This window comes from Lutibacter sp. (assembly GCF_013139515.1).
Classification (GTDB): Bacteria; Bacteroidota; Bacteroidia; order Flavobacteriales; family Flavobacteriaceae; genus Lutibacter.
In genome coordinates this window covers 21,438-40,057 of sequence record NZ_WTAR01000011.1, presented here as the reverse complement: position 1 = coordinate 40,057, position 18,620 = coordinate 21,438, and the positions used below count along the sequence as shown (strand labels likewise).

The following is an 18,620-nucleotide window of genomic DNA, read 5'->3' as shown; positions in this document are numbered from 1 at the left end:
AAATAACACCTGTGGCATCACTTGAACCATTATTTGTTACCGTTAGCGTATAAACAATCGTAGCGCCCTCATCTGGGGTGGTATCACTAACCGTTTTTACCGTTACTAAATCTGAACTCGTTACCGTGATCGTTGCTGTTGGGTCTGCTTGTGGTGTTGGGTCTGTTTCATTACCTGTAGCTGTAATAGCTGTATTGATAATTATATTTCCTCCTGTACCTGCATCAACAATCGCACTTATCGTAATGGTTGATGAACTTCCACTTGGTAGTGTTCCTATAGTCCACACACCTGTTGCATATGTATTTACTGTTCCACCTATTGCGGTATGACTAACATACGTAACTCCTGCTGGTAAATTGTCTGTTAAACTAACACTTGTTGCTGCACTTGGACCGTTATTTACAACCGTAAGTGTATAGGTTACTGTATCGCCTTCATTTGGTGTTGCATTGTCTACCGTTTTCGTAGTTACTAAATCTGTAATTCCTACTGGAATGGTAGTTGCTGCGGCTTGATCATCTTCTGATAAAACGCCATTATTTGGTGTAGAATCTATATCTTCTTGATCTACTGATACAACTTCTGCTACATTGGTGTAATCTCCTGTGACATTTACAGTTGCTGTGATGGTTAAAGTTACAAAGCTTCCAGATGACATACTTGAAATATTCCAAAGCTCTGTCACTGTATCGTATGTATTTCCTCCACTTGCCACATGGCTTACATAGCTATATCCTGAAGGTAAGCTTTCATCAATACTAATATTGGTTGCGGTACTTGGACCACTGTTTAATAACGTTAACGTAAATGTTACAGTATCTCCTACATTTGGTGTCGAATTATCTACGACTTTTAATAAGGATAAATCTGAACTTGTTACCGTTATACTTGCCGTTGGATCAGCTTGTGCTACTGGATCTGTTTCATTTCCTGTGGCTGCTGTAGCTGTATTAACTATCGTATTTCCTGCTTCGCCTGTATCAACCGTAGCACTTATTGTGATCGTTGCAGAACTTGCATTGGCAAGTTCTCCTATTGTCCAAACATTTGATGCATACGTGTTTATAGTTCCGCCTGTTGCGGTATAACTAGCATACGTAACTCCTACTGGTAAAGCATCTGTTAAACTAACATCTGTTGCTATACTTGGACCGTTATTTACAACCGTAATGGTATACGTTACCGTATCTCCAACATTTGGTGTTGCATTGTCTACCGTTTTTGTAGTTACTAAATCTGCTATTGGTGTTGGAACTGTTGTTGCCTCGTCTTGATCGTCTTCTGAAATATCATTATTCCCTGGTAATGAATCTGAATCTGTCTCATTTACCGAGACAATCTCTGCTATATTCGTGTAGTCGCCTGTAGCATTCACTGTTGCTGTAATAGCTAATGTCTCTGTGTTTCCTGATAATAAACTCGCTATTACCCAAGAACCCGTAATATTAACATAAGAACCTACTGTGCCTACCGAACTTACATAACTGTATCCCGATGGTAATAAATCATAAACATCTATATCTGTTGCTGTACTTGGCCCACTGTTTAAAACTGTAACAGTGAAAACAACAGCATCCCCTACATTCGGAACTCCATTATCTACTACCTTAGCTAAAGATAAATCAATAACTGGTACTGGTGTACTTGAAACTGAATCTTGATCATCTTCCGAAGGTATATCATTATTTGGTGTAGAATTTGAATCTGTTTCAGTTGTTGCAGTAATTTCAGCACCATTTGTATAATTACCTGAAGCATTAACACTTGCAGTAATTTCTAAAGTTTCATTATTTCCTACTGTTACAGCTCCTATATTCCATAAACCAGTAATATTACTATAAGTTCCTGATGAAGCCGAATGCCCTATATAAGAATAACCTGTAGGTAATTGATCTACAGTTTGAACTCCAGTAGCATTACTTGGTCCTGAATTACTAACTGTAATTGTGAAAACAACATTTGAACCTATAAGCGGTGTTGTATTATTAATTGTTTTATTTAATGCAATATTAACAATAGGTGTTGGTGAAGTTACTTCAGTATCTTGATCATCTTCCGAAGGTATATCATTATTTGGTGTTGAATCTGTATCTATTTGATCAAAAGAAAATATTTCTACTGAATTTAAATACTCATCAACAGCTCCAGTTGCAGCATTTACTGTAACTTGATATGTTAAATTTGTTGAATTACCATTTAATAAGTTAATACCTGACCAATCTATTAAATGACCTCCTGAATTATAAATACCTCCATTAGAAATTGAACCTGAAACAACACTATACCCAATTGGTAAGTTATCTTTAACTGCAATTCCTGTTGCATCATTTCCGCCACTATTAGTTACTGCAACTGTAAAAGTTATAGTGCTGCCAACATTTGGAGTTGAATTATTTACTGATTTAGTTAAACTTAAATCTGTTACAGGTATAATTGTAATAATTACATTATCTGCTTGTGTAGCACAAACACCATTAGCAATAGACCAAGTAAATTCATAAACACCTGGTACAGTTCCTGCAATTGCTGTATTTGGATCGTTAACATCTATAATAATAGGTGTAGTTGGGCCTGAAACAAATAACCATTCCCCTATTAAAGGTGTAGCTGCAGTAGCACCTAAATTAATAGTATCAAATTGAGCCAATGTTTGGTCTGGCCCAGCATTTGCTGGCGCGCCTAAATTTGTTATTTTAATTTCAACAGTGTCATCTAAAGTACATCCGCCGTTATTACTTGACCACATAAATTCATAAGTCCCGGCAATTAAGCCTGAAATAATAGTTGATTGATCATGTGTGTCTGCTATAATTCCAGTATTAGGACCCGTTACTTGAGACCAAGTTCCTATTCCTGGATTAATAATATTTCCATTCATTACTACTGAAGTTGCATCACACAAATCTTGATCTGGACCTGCATTTGCAGGCGATGGTGGGCCAGCAGTAAAAACTAAATCTACAGTATCAACACTAACGGCACAAATTGGGCCATTAGCAACTGTCCATGTAAATGTATATGTTCCTAAAGGAAGTGAAGAAGGACCTGCAATAGTTAATGTAGATTTTGGATTATTTGGACTATCAATTACAATACCACTTCCTCCTGAAGGATCGGTTGTTAATGTCCAAATACCTATTCCTTTTACTGGTACATCTGCATCTAATTGCGCGCTTAACTGACAAGCTGAACCTTGTAAAACACCTGCAACAGCTGTGCTAGGCGGATCGTAAGCATTTATTCTAACTACATCGCTAAAACTACCACAATTACCTGAACCTGTATTCCATTCAAAAATATATAACCCTTCAATAAGATTGTTTACTACTGTATTTGGATTTGTATTATCAACAATAGTTGAAGTGTTTGGCCCACTTACTTGTGTCCAAACTCCATCTCCAATAATTCCATTTCCTGCCATTGTAACAGCATTACCTCCATCAGTACAAATATCTTGATCAGAACCTGCATCCGGTGTTAAAGGTAAAGCACTATTTACAACGTTCATTGTATCTGAAGTTGATGGACAACCAAAAGCTATATTACTTGTATATTGAAATACATAATCAAAGCCTGGAGTAACAGTTGCCGCTGCAGTATTTGAAGCGGTAGTAGTAATTACGGGTACAGGTCCTCCGGTTGAAGAAAATAATGACCATGTTCCTGAAGAATCTTCATTTCCTTGTAAAAATATATTAACTGCTGCACATAAATTTTGATCAGCACCTGCACTTACTGGTGCAGAAACCTGTAGTATTACATCGTCAAAACTTGGAGAACAATTTGCACCATAAGTACTTGTCCATCTTAAAGTATATGTTCCCGTTACCAAACCTGTAATGGTTGTAGTTGGGTTATTTGGATTTGTTATTGTTGGATTGTTTGGCGCACCTGATAAAATTGTCCAAACACCAATACCATCTGTTATAGTATTTGCAGCTAAAGTTGCTGTACTTATGTCGCAAATAATTTGATCACCTCCGGCAGCTGCTACTGTTGGAGCGTAATTTACTGTAAATGTTACATTATCAGAACTAGAAGAACAAATTCCACCACCAGAAACTAACCATTGAAATTCGTAATTACCAATTGCTAAATTTGAAAACGTAGCTGTTGGACTATTAACATCATCAACTGTCCATCCTCCATTTCCAGAAACTTGTACCCAAGCTCCTGTTAATCCAGAACCTACAGCAACTGCTGTAGCATTCATTATTGCTGTTGGTCCACAAACTCCTGTACTTTCATTTCCACTAGCATCACCTGCGTTTGCGGTAGGACTATCAGCAATTGTAATTAATACTGTATCTGTTGTTGGATCACAACCAAACCCTGAAACTGTCCATAAAAATTCATAAGTACCATTTATGGTTCCTGTTACAGTTGTAGAAACTAAACTAGGATCAGTAATTGTAGGTGTGTTTGGGCCAGTAACTAAAGACCAATTACCAACACCAACTACTGGAATTGTTGCATTTAATGTTACTAAAGCACCTGTTGCTAAACATTGTTCTGCTCCTGCATCTGCTACGGATGGTCCTTCAACTGGTGTTGTTGTTATAATTACATCATCTGAAGCACTTCCACAAATATTAGAAACTGTCCATGTAAATGTATAAACTGTTGATAATGTTAATCCAGAAACTACAGCTGTTTCACTTGTATTATCAGAAAAAATAACTCCTGCAATAGGTGAAACAGTCCATAATCCATTTTCACCTGCTGAAAGAGGACTAGCTTCTAAGTTATAAGAACCAAAACAAACAGTATTGTCAGCCCCTGCAGAATTCGCTGGAAGCACTATTGTTGCACCTACAAATACTTGCATATCATCAAAAGTATCTGTTCCTGCCGGACCTCCTGTAATACTCCATCTAAATGTATAAACTCCTGGAACTAATCCAGAAACTGTAGGATTATTTATTGTTTGATCAGAAAAAGCAGCTGTTGAAGGACCGCTCATTTGCGACCAAAAACCAACACCTTGCGTAGGTATATTACCTGCCAAACCTGTTGTAGTCACATCACAAAGTAACGTAACATCTGTTCCTGCATTTGCATCGGTTGGTGATAAAGAAATTGTTACATTAATATCATCTGAAGCTGTTCCACAATCTGTTAAAATATTTCCTGTAGTTTGTCTAACAACCCTAATAGTATAAGTACCCTGTTCTGTTAAATTTAAATTTAAAGTGCTTCCTGAAAAGTTTTGATAACCTGTTGTAGTTGGTCCACTAATAATACTATACTTAGAATTATTTCCACCCGAATAGGTAACAGGAATTGCAACTGTTGTATCATCAACTGGTTGAATAATATCTGGTCCTAAACTAACTGTAACAGGATCATTTAAATATGCTATAGTTGCTGTATCACTTGAAGAACAACCCGGATTTATTGGTCCACCTGTTATTGTATATCTAAAAGTATAAGTACTTGAACCATCTAAACCTGTAATTTGTGTTGTTGGGCTTGTTGGGTCTGATATTACAACTCCTGCTGGACCTCCTGTTTGTGTCCATAAAACTGTTTCACCAGCAAAACTCGGTGTAGTTCCAACAAAAGTTGTAGCAGTTACACCACTACAAAAACGTTGATTAGATATATTTGCATTGGTAATATCTTGAGTTGCTGCAGGTACAATTATTGAAACTGTATCCGAACCAACAGCACAAGGACCAGAAACAGTCCATCTAAAGACATAAGTTCCTTCGATTAATCCTGTAACAGATGTGTTTAAACTATTTGGTGAAACTATAGTTGGTACACTTGGACCCGTTACAAAAGACCAAATTCCAATTTGTGTTCCTGTACCGTTACCACCTATAGAACCATTTAATGTTGTTGATTGTGTTGAAGTATAACATTCTGATAAAGTTTGATCAGTTCCAGCATCTGCTACAATTTCTCCACCGTAATTTGTTACTTCAACTGTATCTGTAGAACTACATCCGTTTGGATTTGAAATTGTCCAAGTTAATGTAGAAGTTCCTGTTGAATTAGCTGGTAAGGTTACTGTTGAAGTTGGAGATGTTGGGGAATCAATAACTACACCTGAACTTCCTGATGCTGTCCACAAACCAGCATCTCCAGGGTTTACAATTGCATTTCCAGATAAAGAATAGGTGCCTGGACAACCTTCAATATCAGTTCCTGCATTTGCCGTTCCAATTGGGTCAACTGTAAAGGTTACAAAATCTTCAAGTGAAGTTCCGCCAACCGTACATTCTGCAGTTATTTTAAAAGTATATGAACTTCCACCTACAGCTCCTAAAACTGTAGTTATTGGAATAGTAGGATTGCTAATAACAACTGATGGTCCTGAAACTTGTTGCCAAAGCATTGATGTGCTTAAACCGTTAACTGTACCATTTAATATAAATGCTTCATTTTCACATATTGTTTTATCAATATCTGCATTTACTGAACAGTTTTGAGAATAAACTTCACCATTAAAAAACACACCACCTACTACTACTAATAATATAAGTAATGTTTCTTTTAATGTTACCCGATTTTTTTTTGGAGTTGAGTAATTGTTTTTCATATATATTTATTTAATTCGCGAAAATAACATTTTCAATTATTTAAACTGTTTCTAAATAGTATTTTTCATTAAATGAATAGCCTTTTTCACTAAATGAGTACCTTTCTTTAAGGCATTTATAATTTTCTCTTGAAATTGGTATTGAATTATTATTGTTTATAAATACAAGTTTAGCTTTTTGAGAATTACCTTCTATTCGCTTTACTTTATTTAAATTTACTATAAAACTTCTATGGCATTGAAATAAATTAGCGTGCTTATTTACTTCATTCATAATATTATTTAAACTATTTCTAATTGTTTCTACTTTAATCTCATCAGTATTTTCATATGTTAAATAAAAATTTATATAATGCCCAACTGATTGGGTATATAAAATATTGCTTAATCTAGCTTCTACAAATTCTTCTTTATTTTTACCGAAAAAAATTATTGACTCTTCTAATTTTATATAATTTTCAGCAATTACTTTCGGTTTTATTTCAATAGCTGAAAATTTTAAATGGTCTACAAATTTTGAAAAAAAATAAATAAGTGTTCCTATAAAAAAGATGTACAGTAAACTATTAAATGTAAAACCATTTACAGGCAAAACAATTTCACTATTATATAAATAATGAAATGCAACATATGCATATGTTAAATAAATAATAGCCACAAATAACAATCTTTTATAAAATCTAATAATATCTTTTTTATATGTCCAAGTTTTTAAATTTATACTATTCGTATTAATTGCATAAAGCCAACTAAAAAAACTACATATAAATGCTGAAGTGAATGCCACTTCTAAAGTTGATACTGTAGATAATTCTCTTATAATATATGGTTTGAAGAGTGCTATAAAAATTAAAATTAAAAAAAACTCTAAAATTACACCATAAGTTATGTCTTTTCTACTAGTACTTATTGGACTAATAGAATTTAGGTAATAGTTAATTCTTGTATTAATTTGATGTGGGTTCAAGTTTTTTTTGATTACTGTTGACAATTAAAAATAATATTACTAAAATGAAGGGGCTTATTTAGTTGATTCTACTTTGTGGATTAACCAAAAATATATAATTATTGTTACATACGGAATTTTTTGTTTTAACAGAAAATTAATAAACTGTTAATTCACTCTATATTATGTGTTTACCGTGTAAAAGTTTAAAAAAAATAAAACCTATTCTATTTAATAGAAGCCAAAATATCCTTTAAAAAAGCATCAAAATTAAAGCTTGAATCTTCACTTAAACCCATTCTTACAATTACCATATTTTTTGAAGGAATTATAAAAACACGCTGCCCTTGATATCCATTACAAGAAAATACATCTTTTGGAGCATTTGGATACACACCGCCAGCATTTAACCAAAAATGTGCTCCATATTCTCCATTAGAACCATTGGTTGGTGTTGCAGTATAATTTACCCAAGATTCATTTAAGATTTGTTCTCCATTCCAATTTCCTTTATGTAGGTATAACAGTCCAAATTTTGCCCAATCTCTTGGTGTTGCCCAACCATAAGAAGAACCAACATAATTACCTGTTAAATCGGTTTCAATTAACATAGAATTCATTCCAATTTTATCAATTAATTCTGCATACCAAAAATCTAAATATTCCTGATGTGTTTTAAATTGATTTCTAATGTACCCCGAAACTAAGTTTGAAGTTCCTGATGAATAATTCCAACTGTTATTTGGTTCACCCGCTAACGGTTTTTTCATTTGGGTTCTGGTCATATCTTTTGCTAAAAATAGCATCTTAGTAACGTCTGACATGGTGTTGTAATCTTCATTCCATTCCAAACCACTATTCATTTGTAATAAATTGTTTAATGAAATTTTTGAGCGTTCATCATTCTCCCATTCTGGAAATAAATTTGTTTGATTTACATCAATTTTTCCTTGTTTCTCTAAAATTCCTAAAACGGCACTTGTAATACTTTTTGTCATTGACCAACCTAAAATTTTTGAGCTTTTATCAAAACCTTCAGCATATTTTTCTGCAATAATTTTATCTTTATAAATTACTACAACTGCTCTGGTTTTTTTTATGTATTCATCATTCACATCAAAAGAATTTGAAACCGCTGTGTCTAATTCGCTATAATTCACATTACTAAAAACTGTATCTTTTTGTGCTCCATCACCATAAGGATAAGGCAAGTTGCTAGTTGATTTTGTTCTGTTTGGAACTAAAAATTTAGTATCCTCTTTAAAATCATCCAACACTAAAATACTTCCTAAGCCTTCTTTATAAATAGCTTTTCGTTTCATAAAACCATACACTGAAGCTGTGGCAGACTTCTCTTCAATATTCACTTTATCATCTGCAATATTTATAGGTGAAAAATTATTATCCTGCTTATCTGTAATTTCCAATGTTCTTTCAGCTAAAAAAACTGAAGAACTCATATTTTTTGCTGAATATCCTGAAATAATATTCAATCTTGGATAATTTGTATAAACCACATAAATTGCAGCTAAGACTAACAATAACAGACTGTATTTCAATAATTTTTTCATTGAATTATATTTTATATTAGAACGTAAAAATAGGAATTATTTTGTCAGTTCAAAAAAAGATTTTACATTTGTTAACCATTTGGTTAAACTATTTAGTTAAAAAATGAATAAAACAAAAGATACAACTACTGAATCTAATATTTTAAATGCCGCAAAACATATATTTCAGCAAAAAGGAATGATGGGCGCTCGTATGCAAGAAATTGCGGATAAAGCTGGTATAAACAAAGCGTTGCTTCATTATTATTTTAGAAGTAAACAGTTACTTTTTGAAGCAGTTTTTAAAAAAGCATTCTCTCTGCTTGCTCCACAATTAAATGAAGTAATTAACGATGATTCTTCAATTTGTGAAAAAATTAAAAACTTTAGTCACAATTATATTTCATTTGTAATTAAACATCCTTATTTACCAAATTTTATTCTTCAAGAATTGAATAGAAATCCAGATTTTGTTCAAGATTTAATTAAAGAAAAAAACTTCCCAAATATTTCAAAATTTAAAAAACAAGTGAATGATAAAGTTGCAGATGGAACCATAAGAAACATAAAAGCAGAACAATTGTTTATTAACATTATGGCTTTAAATATTTTTCCTTTTGTTGGCGCTCCTTTATTAAAAGGATTCATAAATATTGGCGATAAAGAATACAATCAATTAATAGAAGAACGCAAAACAGCCGTTGCTGATTTTATTATTAATGCAATAAAAATTAACAAATGAAACAACTAATAATAATCTTACTATTCTTATTTTCAATAACAGTTACAGCACAAGAAACAATAAGTTTAGAGGAATGCTATACTTTGATAAATAAAAACTATCCTTTAGCTAAACAACACGATTTGTTAACGAAACAAAATGAGCTTGATTTAGCGGTTATTAAAACTAAAAAATTACCTCAACTAAATTTAGAAGCGCAGGCAACATATCAATCTGATGTTACATCAATTCCAATTGTTATTCCTGGAGCTACAATTCAACCAGCAAACAAAGATCAATACAAAACCACCATTTCTGTAAATCAATTAATATATGATGGCGGTTTGATAAATGCATCTTCTAATGTTAAAAACGCTAGTTTAAAAACACAACAAAAGCAAGTTGAAGTAAATTTATATCAACTAAAAAAGCAGGTAAATCAACTCTATTTTTCAATTTTATTATTACAAGAAAATAGCACATTGTTAATTGCTAAGAAACATCAATTAGAAACAACCTTAAAAGAAGTAAAAGCAGGTGTTAAATTTGGAATGTTATTGCCTACGTCTGAAAATAATTTAAAAGCTGAATTACTAAAAATAGCACAACAATTTTATGAACTTGACCTAAAAAAATTAAGTTTAATTGAAACACTTTCAGAATTAATTGGGCAACAAATTTCAACTGAAATACATTTAAAAAATCCTATAATTTCAAGCAACATAGAAACTGGCATTAAACGCCCAGAATTAGATTTATTTCACCTTCAAAAAGAACAAATTGAAGCTACTGAGCAATTGATTATAAAGAAAAATTCACCAAAATTGATGGGTTTTGCAACTGGCGGTTATGGAAATCCAGGTTTAAATATGTTAGACAATTCTTTTCAAACATATTATATGACTGGTTTAAAATTAAACTGGTCTATTTTTGATTGGAATGCATCTAAAAAAGAACGAAAATCATTACAAATTAACAAGGAACTTGTAGATAATCAACAAGAAATTTTCACACTTAATACCACTATTAAATTAAATCAACAGTTAGCTGAAATAAAAAAAATATCCAGTTTTATTGAATCTGATAAAACGATTATAGAACTAAGAAAAAAGATATTAAAATCGGCTAATTCACAATTAAAAAATGGCATTATTACTTCGTCTGCGTACATCACCGAATTAACAAATTTATACGAAGCTGAAAATAATTTAAACACACATAACATACAATTGCTTTTAGCAAAAGCTAATTATAAAACAACAAAAGGGAATTAATTTAGAATTGAGATCATAGAAAAAAGATTAAAGACTCAAAAACACTAATTTTAAAGAAATGAAAATAACAAGAATACTTATAGGAATATTCATAGTTGCAAGCACTATAATCTCGTGTAATAATAACAATAATAAAGCTGATGGATATGGGAATTTTGAAGCTACTGAAACAACTATTTCAGCTGAAAGCAACGGAAAATTAATACTTTTTTCTGTTGAAGAAGGGAAAATACTAAAAAAAGGTGAAAATGTAGGGTATATTGATACTATACAACTAGCTTTAAAAAAGGAGCAATTAATAGTTTCTAAAAGTGTGATATTCTCAAAATCAAAAGGAGTTTTATCACAAATAAGTGTGTTAAAATCACAGTTAAAAACTGCTGAAATTTCTAAAATAAGAATTGAGAATTTATTAAAAGAAAATGCCGGTACACAAAAACAATTGGATGATATTGATGGAAAAATTGATGTAATACATCAACAAATAAGAAGTGTAGAAATTCAAAACGCGCCAGTTGTTAATGAGTTAAAAAGTATTGATGTACAATTAAAACAAGTTGAAGACCTACTTCAAAAAAGCATTATTTTAAATCCTGTAAACGGAACTGTTTTGGTGAAATATACCGAGCCTAATGAAATTACCTCTTTTGGAAAACCTTTGTATAAAATTGCAAATTTAAGCATTATGCAATTACGTGTTTATGTAAGTGAAACGCAACTTTCAAGCATAAAAATTGGTCAAAAAGTCACTGTGAAAATTGATACTAATGAAACTATGAAAAACTATACTGGAACTATTTCTTGGATTGCTTCTGAAGCTGAATTTACTCCTAAAATTATTCAAACAAAAGAAGAACGTGTGAATCTAGTTTACGCAGTGAAAATTGATGTGAAAAATGATGAAAGCTTAAAAATAGGAATGCCTGCTGAACTATGGATTAATCTATAGTTAGTTTCAACAACTATTCTAAAATTAAAACAATTTTAATGTCATGAAAAATTTAAATAAAATAGCTTCAGCACTTGCATTATTTATAGGTGTCATGTCTGTTTTTGCTGGGTCAAAAGTGCTTTTAGGTGTTGACACGAAAGACTATGCTGTTTTAAACTGGTTAGTAGTGTACAATGTGTTGTTTGGAGTTATTTCAATTATTGCAGCCTACCTTATTTGGAAAAATAACTTATTCGCAAAAAAAGTAGTTGTTTTTATATTAGCAGCGCATACTTGTATGGCGTTGTACCTTTACTTTTTTAATGAATTTGTGGCATTAGAAAGCATTAAAGCTATGAGTTTTAGAGTCGCTCTATGGCTTATAATTTCATTATTAATAATTAAATCAAAAAAATAAATAACATGGAAAAAGTATTTCAATTAGTTTTTATAATTACAGTAGTCTCAGTTGCCATCTCTTGTGGAGAAAAAACAGAAAAAAAACAAGTAAAACAAAAAACTGAAGAAGCAAAAGAAGAGCACGAAAGTGATGACGTTTTACAATTAAACAATGGTAATTTATGGTCTGCAAATACAGAGACTACAGATGGTATAAACAATATGATTTCTTTAATGAATTCCTTTACTGAGAAAGAAAGTTTAGAAGGTTATCATTTACTTAAAAAAAAATTAGAAAAAGAATTTGGTACTATTATAACTGAATGTTCTATGAAAGGTGAACCCCACAACCAATTACACAATTTTTTAATGCCAATGAAATTACTTTTTAAGGGTTTAGAATCTTCAGATATAGTTATTTGCAAAACTAATTTCAACTCTTTAAACAAACATTTAGAAACGTATTCAATCTATTTTAAATAAATCTCTTTTCAAAAACGGCATTAACATTGAGCATTTTAGTCAAAAATATCACAAAAACTTTTAAAAACTTAACGGCCGTTAATAACATTTCTTTTGATGTTAAAGAAGGAGAATTATTTGGATTAATTGGCCCGGATGGAGCTGGAAAAACAACAATATTTAGAATTTTAACTACACTTTTATTTGCAGACAAAGGAGAAGCCATTGTAGCTGATTATGATGTTGTTAAAGATTATAAAAGCATTAGAAACAATGTTGGTTATATGCCTGGTAAATTTTCTTTATATCAAGATTTAACAGTTGAAGAAAACTTAGCGTTTTTTGCTACAATTTTTGGAACTACCATTGAAAAAAATTACGATTTAATAAAAGATATTTACATTCAAATTGAACCTTTTAAAACACGTAGAGCAGGGAAATTATCGGGTGGAATGAAGCAAAAATTAGCATTGTGCTGTGCTTTAATTCACAAACCTAAAGTGTTATTTTTAGATGAACCAACTACAGGTGTTGATCCTGTTTCTCGTAAAGAATTTTGGGAAATGCTTAAAAGATTACAAAAAAAAGGGATCACCATTTTAGTTTCAACACCTTATATGGATGAAGCTGCATTGTGCGATAGAATTGCGCTAATTCAAGATGGTAAGATTTTAGAAATTGATACGCCACAAGAAATTGTAAAACATTATCCAAAAAAAATATACGATGTGAAAACCGATAACATGTACAAACTTATTGAATGTTTAAACACGTATGAACATCATTATAGTGTATATCCATTCGGTGAATTTGTTCATTACACCGATAAAAGAGAGGATTTCAACCCAAAAGATTTGCAGCTGTTTTTAGAAGAAATGGGCGCTGTAAATATTACAATTCAACCTACAGAAACGACTATTGAAGACACCTTCATGGAATTAGCAAAATGAAAAGTAAAAACGTAATAAAAGTTGAAAACCTCACTAAAAAATTTGGTGATTTTACTGCCGTAAATAAAATTTCTTTTAAAGTAAAAACAGGAGAAATATTTGGTTTTTTGGGAGCAAATGGAGCTGGGAAAACAACTGCTATGAAAATGCTCATTGGTATTTCTATCCCAACTTCAGGAGATGCACAAGTAGCTGGTTTTGATGTTTTTAAAAACCCTGAAGACATCAAAAAAAACATTGGCTATATGAGTCAGAAATTTGCTTTGTATGATGATTTAACTGTGAAAGAAAATATTACTTTTTTTGGTGGAATTTATGGTTTATCACGTAAACAAATTGAAGAAAAAAGATGTTTATTAGTTGAAGAACTGGGCTTACAAGATATTGTAAATGAACTGGTAGGCTCACTACCTTTAGGCTGGAAACAAAAAATATCATTCTCTGTAGCTTTATTACACAATCCTAAAATTGTTTTTTTAGACGAGCCAACTGGTGGTGTTGATCCAATTACAAGGCGACAATTTTGGGAAATGATTTATAAAACCGCAAACAACGGCACAACCGTTTTTGTAACCACACATTATATGGATGAAGCAGAATATTGCGATCGGGTTTCAATTATGGTTGATGGTAAAATTGAAGCTTTAGACACACCAACAAAATTGAAAGAACAGTTTAAAGCTGATACAATGAATGATGTGTTTTTAAAATTAGCAAGAGGATGAAGAGATTTATAGGTTTCATAAAAAAAGAGTTTTACCATATCTTTAGAGATAGACGGTCATTATTCATTCTTTTTGGAATGCCAATAGCGCAAATTATGCTTTTTGGATTTGCCATAACGAATGAAATTAACAATGTTGATATTGCTATTCTTGACCATTCTAAAGATATAACTTCGCAAGAAATTATCAATAAAATAGCATCTTCCAAATATTTTAGCATTAAACAGTTGATAAAAAATGAAGCTGAAATTGAAGCTGTTTTTAAAAAAGGAAAAGTAAAAGCTGTATTAATTTTTGAAAAAGATTTTAGTAAAAATCTAACAAAAGAAAATAATGCAACCATTCAAATAATTACGGACGCAACTGACCCTAATACAGCAAATACCATTAGTAATTACACGAATTCAATTCTTCAAAAATACCAACAAGAAATTAATAAAAACATAAAAACGCCTTATCAAATTGTTCCAAAAACCCGAATGGTTTACAACCCTGAATTAAAAAGTGTTTTTATGTTTGTCCCTGGTGTAATGACTATTATTTTAATGCTAGTTTCTGCAATGATGACTTCAATTTCTATTACTCGCGAAAAGGAATTAGGCACTATGGAAATTTTATTAGTATCGCCAATAAAACCATTTCAAGTAATTGTTGGGAAAGTAATTCCTTATGTTTTTCTATCCATCATCAACGCCATTGTTATCGTTTTACTCAGCATTTTTATTTTTAAAATGCCTATTCAAGGAAGCCTCTTTTTATTAGGTGTTGAAAGTGTTTTATTTATTATTACAGCATTAGCTTTAGGTATTTTAATTTCAACAATATCAGCCACACAGCAAACTGCTATGATGATTTCTTTAATGGGATTAATGTTGCCAACTATATTATTATCTGGGTTTATTTTCCCAATTGCAAGTATGCCTTTACCGCTGCAAGTAATAAGTAATATAATTCCTGCAAAGTGGTTTGTAATTATTTTAAAAGGAATTATGTTGAAAGGTGTTGGACTAACATTTATTTGGAAAGAAACATTAATTTTAGTTGTAATGACGCTGTTTTTTATTGCGTTAAGTATTAAAAAGTATAAAATTAGATTAGAATAAAACAGGGAAATTAAGAATAGATAAAAGAAAATAGACAAAGGTCTGAAAATTAATAGCGTAAAATGTTTGACTTTAAAAAGTCTTTTCTCTATGCTCTTTTTTCTATTTTCTAAAAATAAGTTAAAAACAACTGTCATTCCTGCGAAGGCGGGAATCTCATGAACAGAACCATAATGAAGACCATAGGATATATCATTCAAAAAGAATTCAAACAAATATTTAGAAATAAAGGAATGCTTCCTATTATTTTTGTATTGCCTTTAATTCAACTTATTATTCTTTCAAACGCAGCAACATTTGAAATAAAAAATATAAAATTCTCCTATATTGATAATGATAACACTTCATTTTCAAGAGCCTTAATTAATAAATTTGAAGCATCTACTTATTTTAATGTTGTTTCAAATTTTTCTTCTGAAAAAATAGCGAGTGCTTCAATGCTAAAAGGTGAGGTTGATGTTATTTTAGAAATTCCCTCTCATTTTGAACGAGATCTTTCAAAAAACAAAAAAACAGATTTATCTGTCATAATTAATGCTATTGATGGCGCCACTGCAGGTGTTGAAAATGTGTATATCAATCAAATTGTACAGCGATTTAATAAAAACGCGCAAGCTAAATTAATTCAACCTTCAGATATAGTTAATAAACCCAAAAATATTTCAACTATTACTTCTTTTTGGTATAACGAAACACTGAATTACAAAACTTTTATGGTTCCTGGTATTTTAGTTTTACTAGTCACAATGATTACGTTGTTTTTAGCTGGAATGAACATTGTTCGCGAAAAAGAAGTTGGAACTCTAGAGCAAATAAACGTAACTCCTATTAAAAAACATCAATTTATTATTGGTAAATTATTTCCGTTTTGGGTTATCGGAATGGGTTTATTAACTATAGGTTTAATTATTGCTAAAGTCTTATTCAATGTGCCAATTGTTGGGAGTATTGCCTTAATGTATTTATATAATTCAATTTATATTTTGGTTATTTTAGGAATGGGATTATTTATTTCAAATTTTACAGATACGCAACAACAAGCTATGTTTATTTCTTGGTTTTTTGTAGTAATTTTTATTTTAATGAGCGGTTTATTCACACCTATTGAAAGTATGCCTAAATGGGCTCAAAATTTAACTGAATTTAACCCCATAAAATATTTTGTTGAAGTGATGCGAATGGTCATGTTAAAAGGTGCTGATTTTAATGACATTTTACCTCAGCTTATAAAAACGCTTGGATATGCAATTTTAATGAATGGATTAGCGGTTTGGAGTTATAAAAAAACAACTTAAAACTTATTCATTAACAATAAAAGTTGAAAAATTAAAAAGGTATAGTTCAATTTGCAATCTATAACAAAGAAGGTTCTATTCCCAATGAAAAATATAAAAAATACTATAAAAAAGATATTGCTTTGATAACGAAAGATTCATCAACTATAACTTTTACTAACTTACCAAAAGGAAAATACGCTATTAATATTCTTCATGATGAAAATGAGAATGGTAAAGTAAATAAAGGATTTATGCTTCCTAAAGAAGGTATTGGGTTTTCTAATTATGAATCTATAGGAATGAGGAATCGTCCTAAATTCTCTAAAGCTAGTTTTGAATTAAATGAAACTACTGTAAAATCAATTAAAGTTATTTATTTTTAATTGAAAGCAAAAAGGTTAAATTTTTCATATTTTAACTTTAACTATCTATAGTATTACTGCAATTTTGTAATTTCGCATTTAGAATCATTCTAAAAAAAGAAAATGATAGATATTAAAAAAATAAGAGCTGATTTTCCAATCTTAAGTCAAAAAATTAACGGAAAACAATTAGTTTATTTAGATAATGCTGCAACAAATCAAAAACCTCAAGTTGTAATTGATAGCATTGTTAATTATTATTCTACATTTAACTCAAATATTCATAGAGGCGTTCACACTTTAAGCCAAAAAGCAACAAACGCTTATGAAGAAGCTAGAATAAAGCTTCAAAAACATTTCAACGCCAAAAAAAGTTACGAAATTATACTAACTGCAGGTACAACACACAGTATAAATATAGTTGCAACTGGTTTTTCTTCTTTATTAAAAAAAGGTGATGAAATTATCGTTTCGGCCTTAGAACATCATTCAAATATAGTGCCTTGGCAAATGCTTTGTGAAAGAACAGGTGCTATTTTAAAAGTAATTCCAATGAATTTGGAAGGAGAATTAGTGATGAGTGAATATGATAAATTACTTTCTGATAAAACAAAATTGGTATTTGTAAATCACGTTTCAAATGCTTTAGGAACCATAAACCCTATTAAAAAAATTATTGATAAAGCTCACAATATTGGCGCTGCTGTTTTAATTGATGGAGCTCAAAGTTGCCCACATATTAAACCAGATTTACAAGAATTAGATGCTGATTTTTATGTGGCTTCAGCACACAAATTATGTGGCCCAACAGGTGTTGGTATTTTATACGGAAAAGCAGCATGGTTAAACAAATTACCTCCATACCAAGGTGGCGGCGAAATGATAAAAAAAGTTACTTTTGAAAAAACTACGTATGCAGATTCACCTCATAAGTTTGAAGCAGGAACACCAAATATTGCTGGTGTTATAGCTTTTGGTGTTGCTATTGATTATATGAATGCGATTGGTTTTGATAACATTGCTTCCTATGAAGATGAATTACTTCAATATGCTACTAAAAAATTACTTCAAATTGAAGGTCTAAAAATTTATGGTACTTCACAACATAAAACTGCTGTAATTTCATTTAATATTAATGAAATTCACCCTTTTGATATTGGAACTATTATTGATAAATTAGGAATTGCAGTTAGAACTGGGCATCATTGCGCACAACCAATTATGGATTTCTATAATATCCCAGGGACTATTAGAGCTTCTTTTACTTTTTACAACACTTTTGAAGAAATTGACTTATTGTATAATGCGCTAATTAAAGCAAAAACAATGCTTTGTTAATTATTTAACAAAATATGTTTTTCTGTGTAAAT

13 protein-coding genes and 1 pseudogene are annotated in these 18,620 nt (G+C 31.0%); 11 read left to right on the top strand and 3 right to left on the bottom strand.

From position 1 onward, the window contains the following. From GQ540_RS01165 to GQ540_RS01155, 3 genes and pseudogenes are all read right to left on the bottom strand, one after another. Positions 1-6,550: pseudogene (locus tag GQ540_RS01165) on the bottom strand (hypothetical protein); the annotation flags it as partial. Between the two features lie 40 nt (positions 6,551-6,590). Next, positions 6,591-7,541, bottom strand: a complete 951-nt coding sequence (locus tag GQ540_RS01160; protein ID WP_291796094.1) for a LytTR family DNA-binding domain-containing protein — start codon at positions 7,539-7,541, stop codon at positions 6,591-6,593. Between the two features lie 182 nt (positions 7,542-7,723). Next, the gene (locus GQ540_RS01155; protein WP_291796091.1) at positions 7,724-9,067 is read right to left on the bottom strand and encodes a serine hydrolase; all 1,344 of its coding nucleotides are present in this window, start codon (positions 9,065-9,067) and stop codon (positions 7,724-7,726) included. Between the two features lie 103 nt (positions 9,068-9,170). Between GQ540_RS01155 and GQ540_RS01150 the strand changes: the two genes are divergently transcribed. From GQ540_RS01150 to GQ540_RS01100, 11 genes are all read left to right on the top strand, one after another. Beyond that, a complete protein-coding gene (locus GQ540_RS01150; protein ID WP_291796088.1) occupies positions 9,171-9,788 on the top strand; it encodes a TetR/AcrR family transcriptional regulator in 618 nt (205 codons plus the stop codon). Beyond that, a complete protein-coding gene (locus tag GQ540_RS01145) occupies positions 9,785-11,041 on the top strand; it encodes a TolC family protein (protein ID WP_291796085.1) in 1,257 nt (418 codons plus the stop codon). Before GQ540_RS01150 ends, GQ540_RS01145 begins: the two co-directional genes overlap by 4 nt. Positions 11,042-11,099: 58 nt before the next feature. Then, the gene (locus tag GQ540_RS01140) at positions 11,100-11,990 is read left to right on the top strand and encodes an HlyD family efflux transporter periplasmic adaptor subunit (protein WP_291796082.1); all 891 of its coding nucleotides are present in this window, start codon (positions 11,100-11,102) and stop codon (positions 11,988-11,990) included. A gap of 43 nt (positions 11,991-12,033) precedes the next feature. Then, positions 12,034-12,390: a hypothetical protein gene (locus tag GQ540_RS01135; RefSeq protein ID WP_291796081.1), complete on the top strand. Its 357-nt coding sequence runs from the start codon at positions 12,034-12,036 to the stop codon at positions 12,388-12,390. Positions 12,391-12,395: 5 nt separating this feature from the next. Further along, positions 12,396-12,854 carry a hypothetical protein gene (locus GQ540_RS01130; protein WP_291796078.1) on the top strand — a complete coding sequence of 153 codons (459 nt, stop codon included), beginning with the start codon at positions 12,396-12,398 and terminating at the stop codon, positions 12,852-12,854. A gap of 26 nt (positions 12,855-12,880) precedes the next feature. Beyond that, positions 12,881-13,783 carry an ABC transporter ATP-binding protein gene (locus GQ540_RS01125; RefSeq protein ID WP_291796075.1) on the top strand — a complete coding sequence of 301 codons (903 nt, stop codon included), beginning with the start codon at positions 12,881-12,883 and terminating at the stop codon, positions 13,781-13,783. Further along, positions 13,780-14,508, top strand: coding sequence for an ABC transporter ATP-binding protein (locus tag GQ540_RS01120; RefSeq protein ID WP_291796072.1), 729 nt, complete (start codon positions 13,780-13,782; stop codon positions 14,506-14,508). Before GQ540_RS01125 ends, GQ540_RS01120 begins: the two co-directional genes overlap by 4 nt. Next, entirely contained in the window at positions 14,505-15,611 is a 1,107-nt protein-coding gene (locus tag GQ540_RS01115) for an ABC transporter permease (RefSeq protein ID WP_291796069.1), read from the top strand. Before GQ540_RS01120 ends, GQ540_RS01115 begins: the two co-directional genes overlap by 4 nt. Before the next feature lie 173 nt (positions 15,612-15,784). Further along, positions 15,785-16,906 (top strand): ABC transporter permease, encoded by a 1,122-nt coding sequence (locus GQ540_RS01110; protein ID WP_291796067.1) that lies wholly within the window; start codon positions 15,785-15,787, stop codon positions 16,904-16,906. Between the two features lie 41 nt (positions 16,907-16,947). Beyond that, a complete protein-coding gene (locus GQ540_RS01105; protein WP_367205857.1) occupies positions 16,948-17,271 on the top strand; it encodes a DUF2141 domain-containing protein in 324 nt (107 codons plus the stop codon). Between the two features lie 102 nt (positions 17,272-17,373). After that, positions 17,374-18,588, top strand: coding sequence for an aminotransferase class V-fold PLP-dependent enzyme (locus GQ540_RS01100; protein WP_291796064.1), 1,215 nt, complete (start codon positions 17,374-17,376; stop codon positions 18,586-18,588). Positions 18,589-18,620 lie beyond the last annotated feature (32 nt).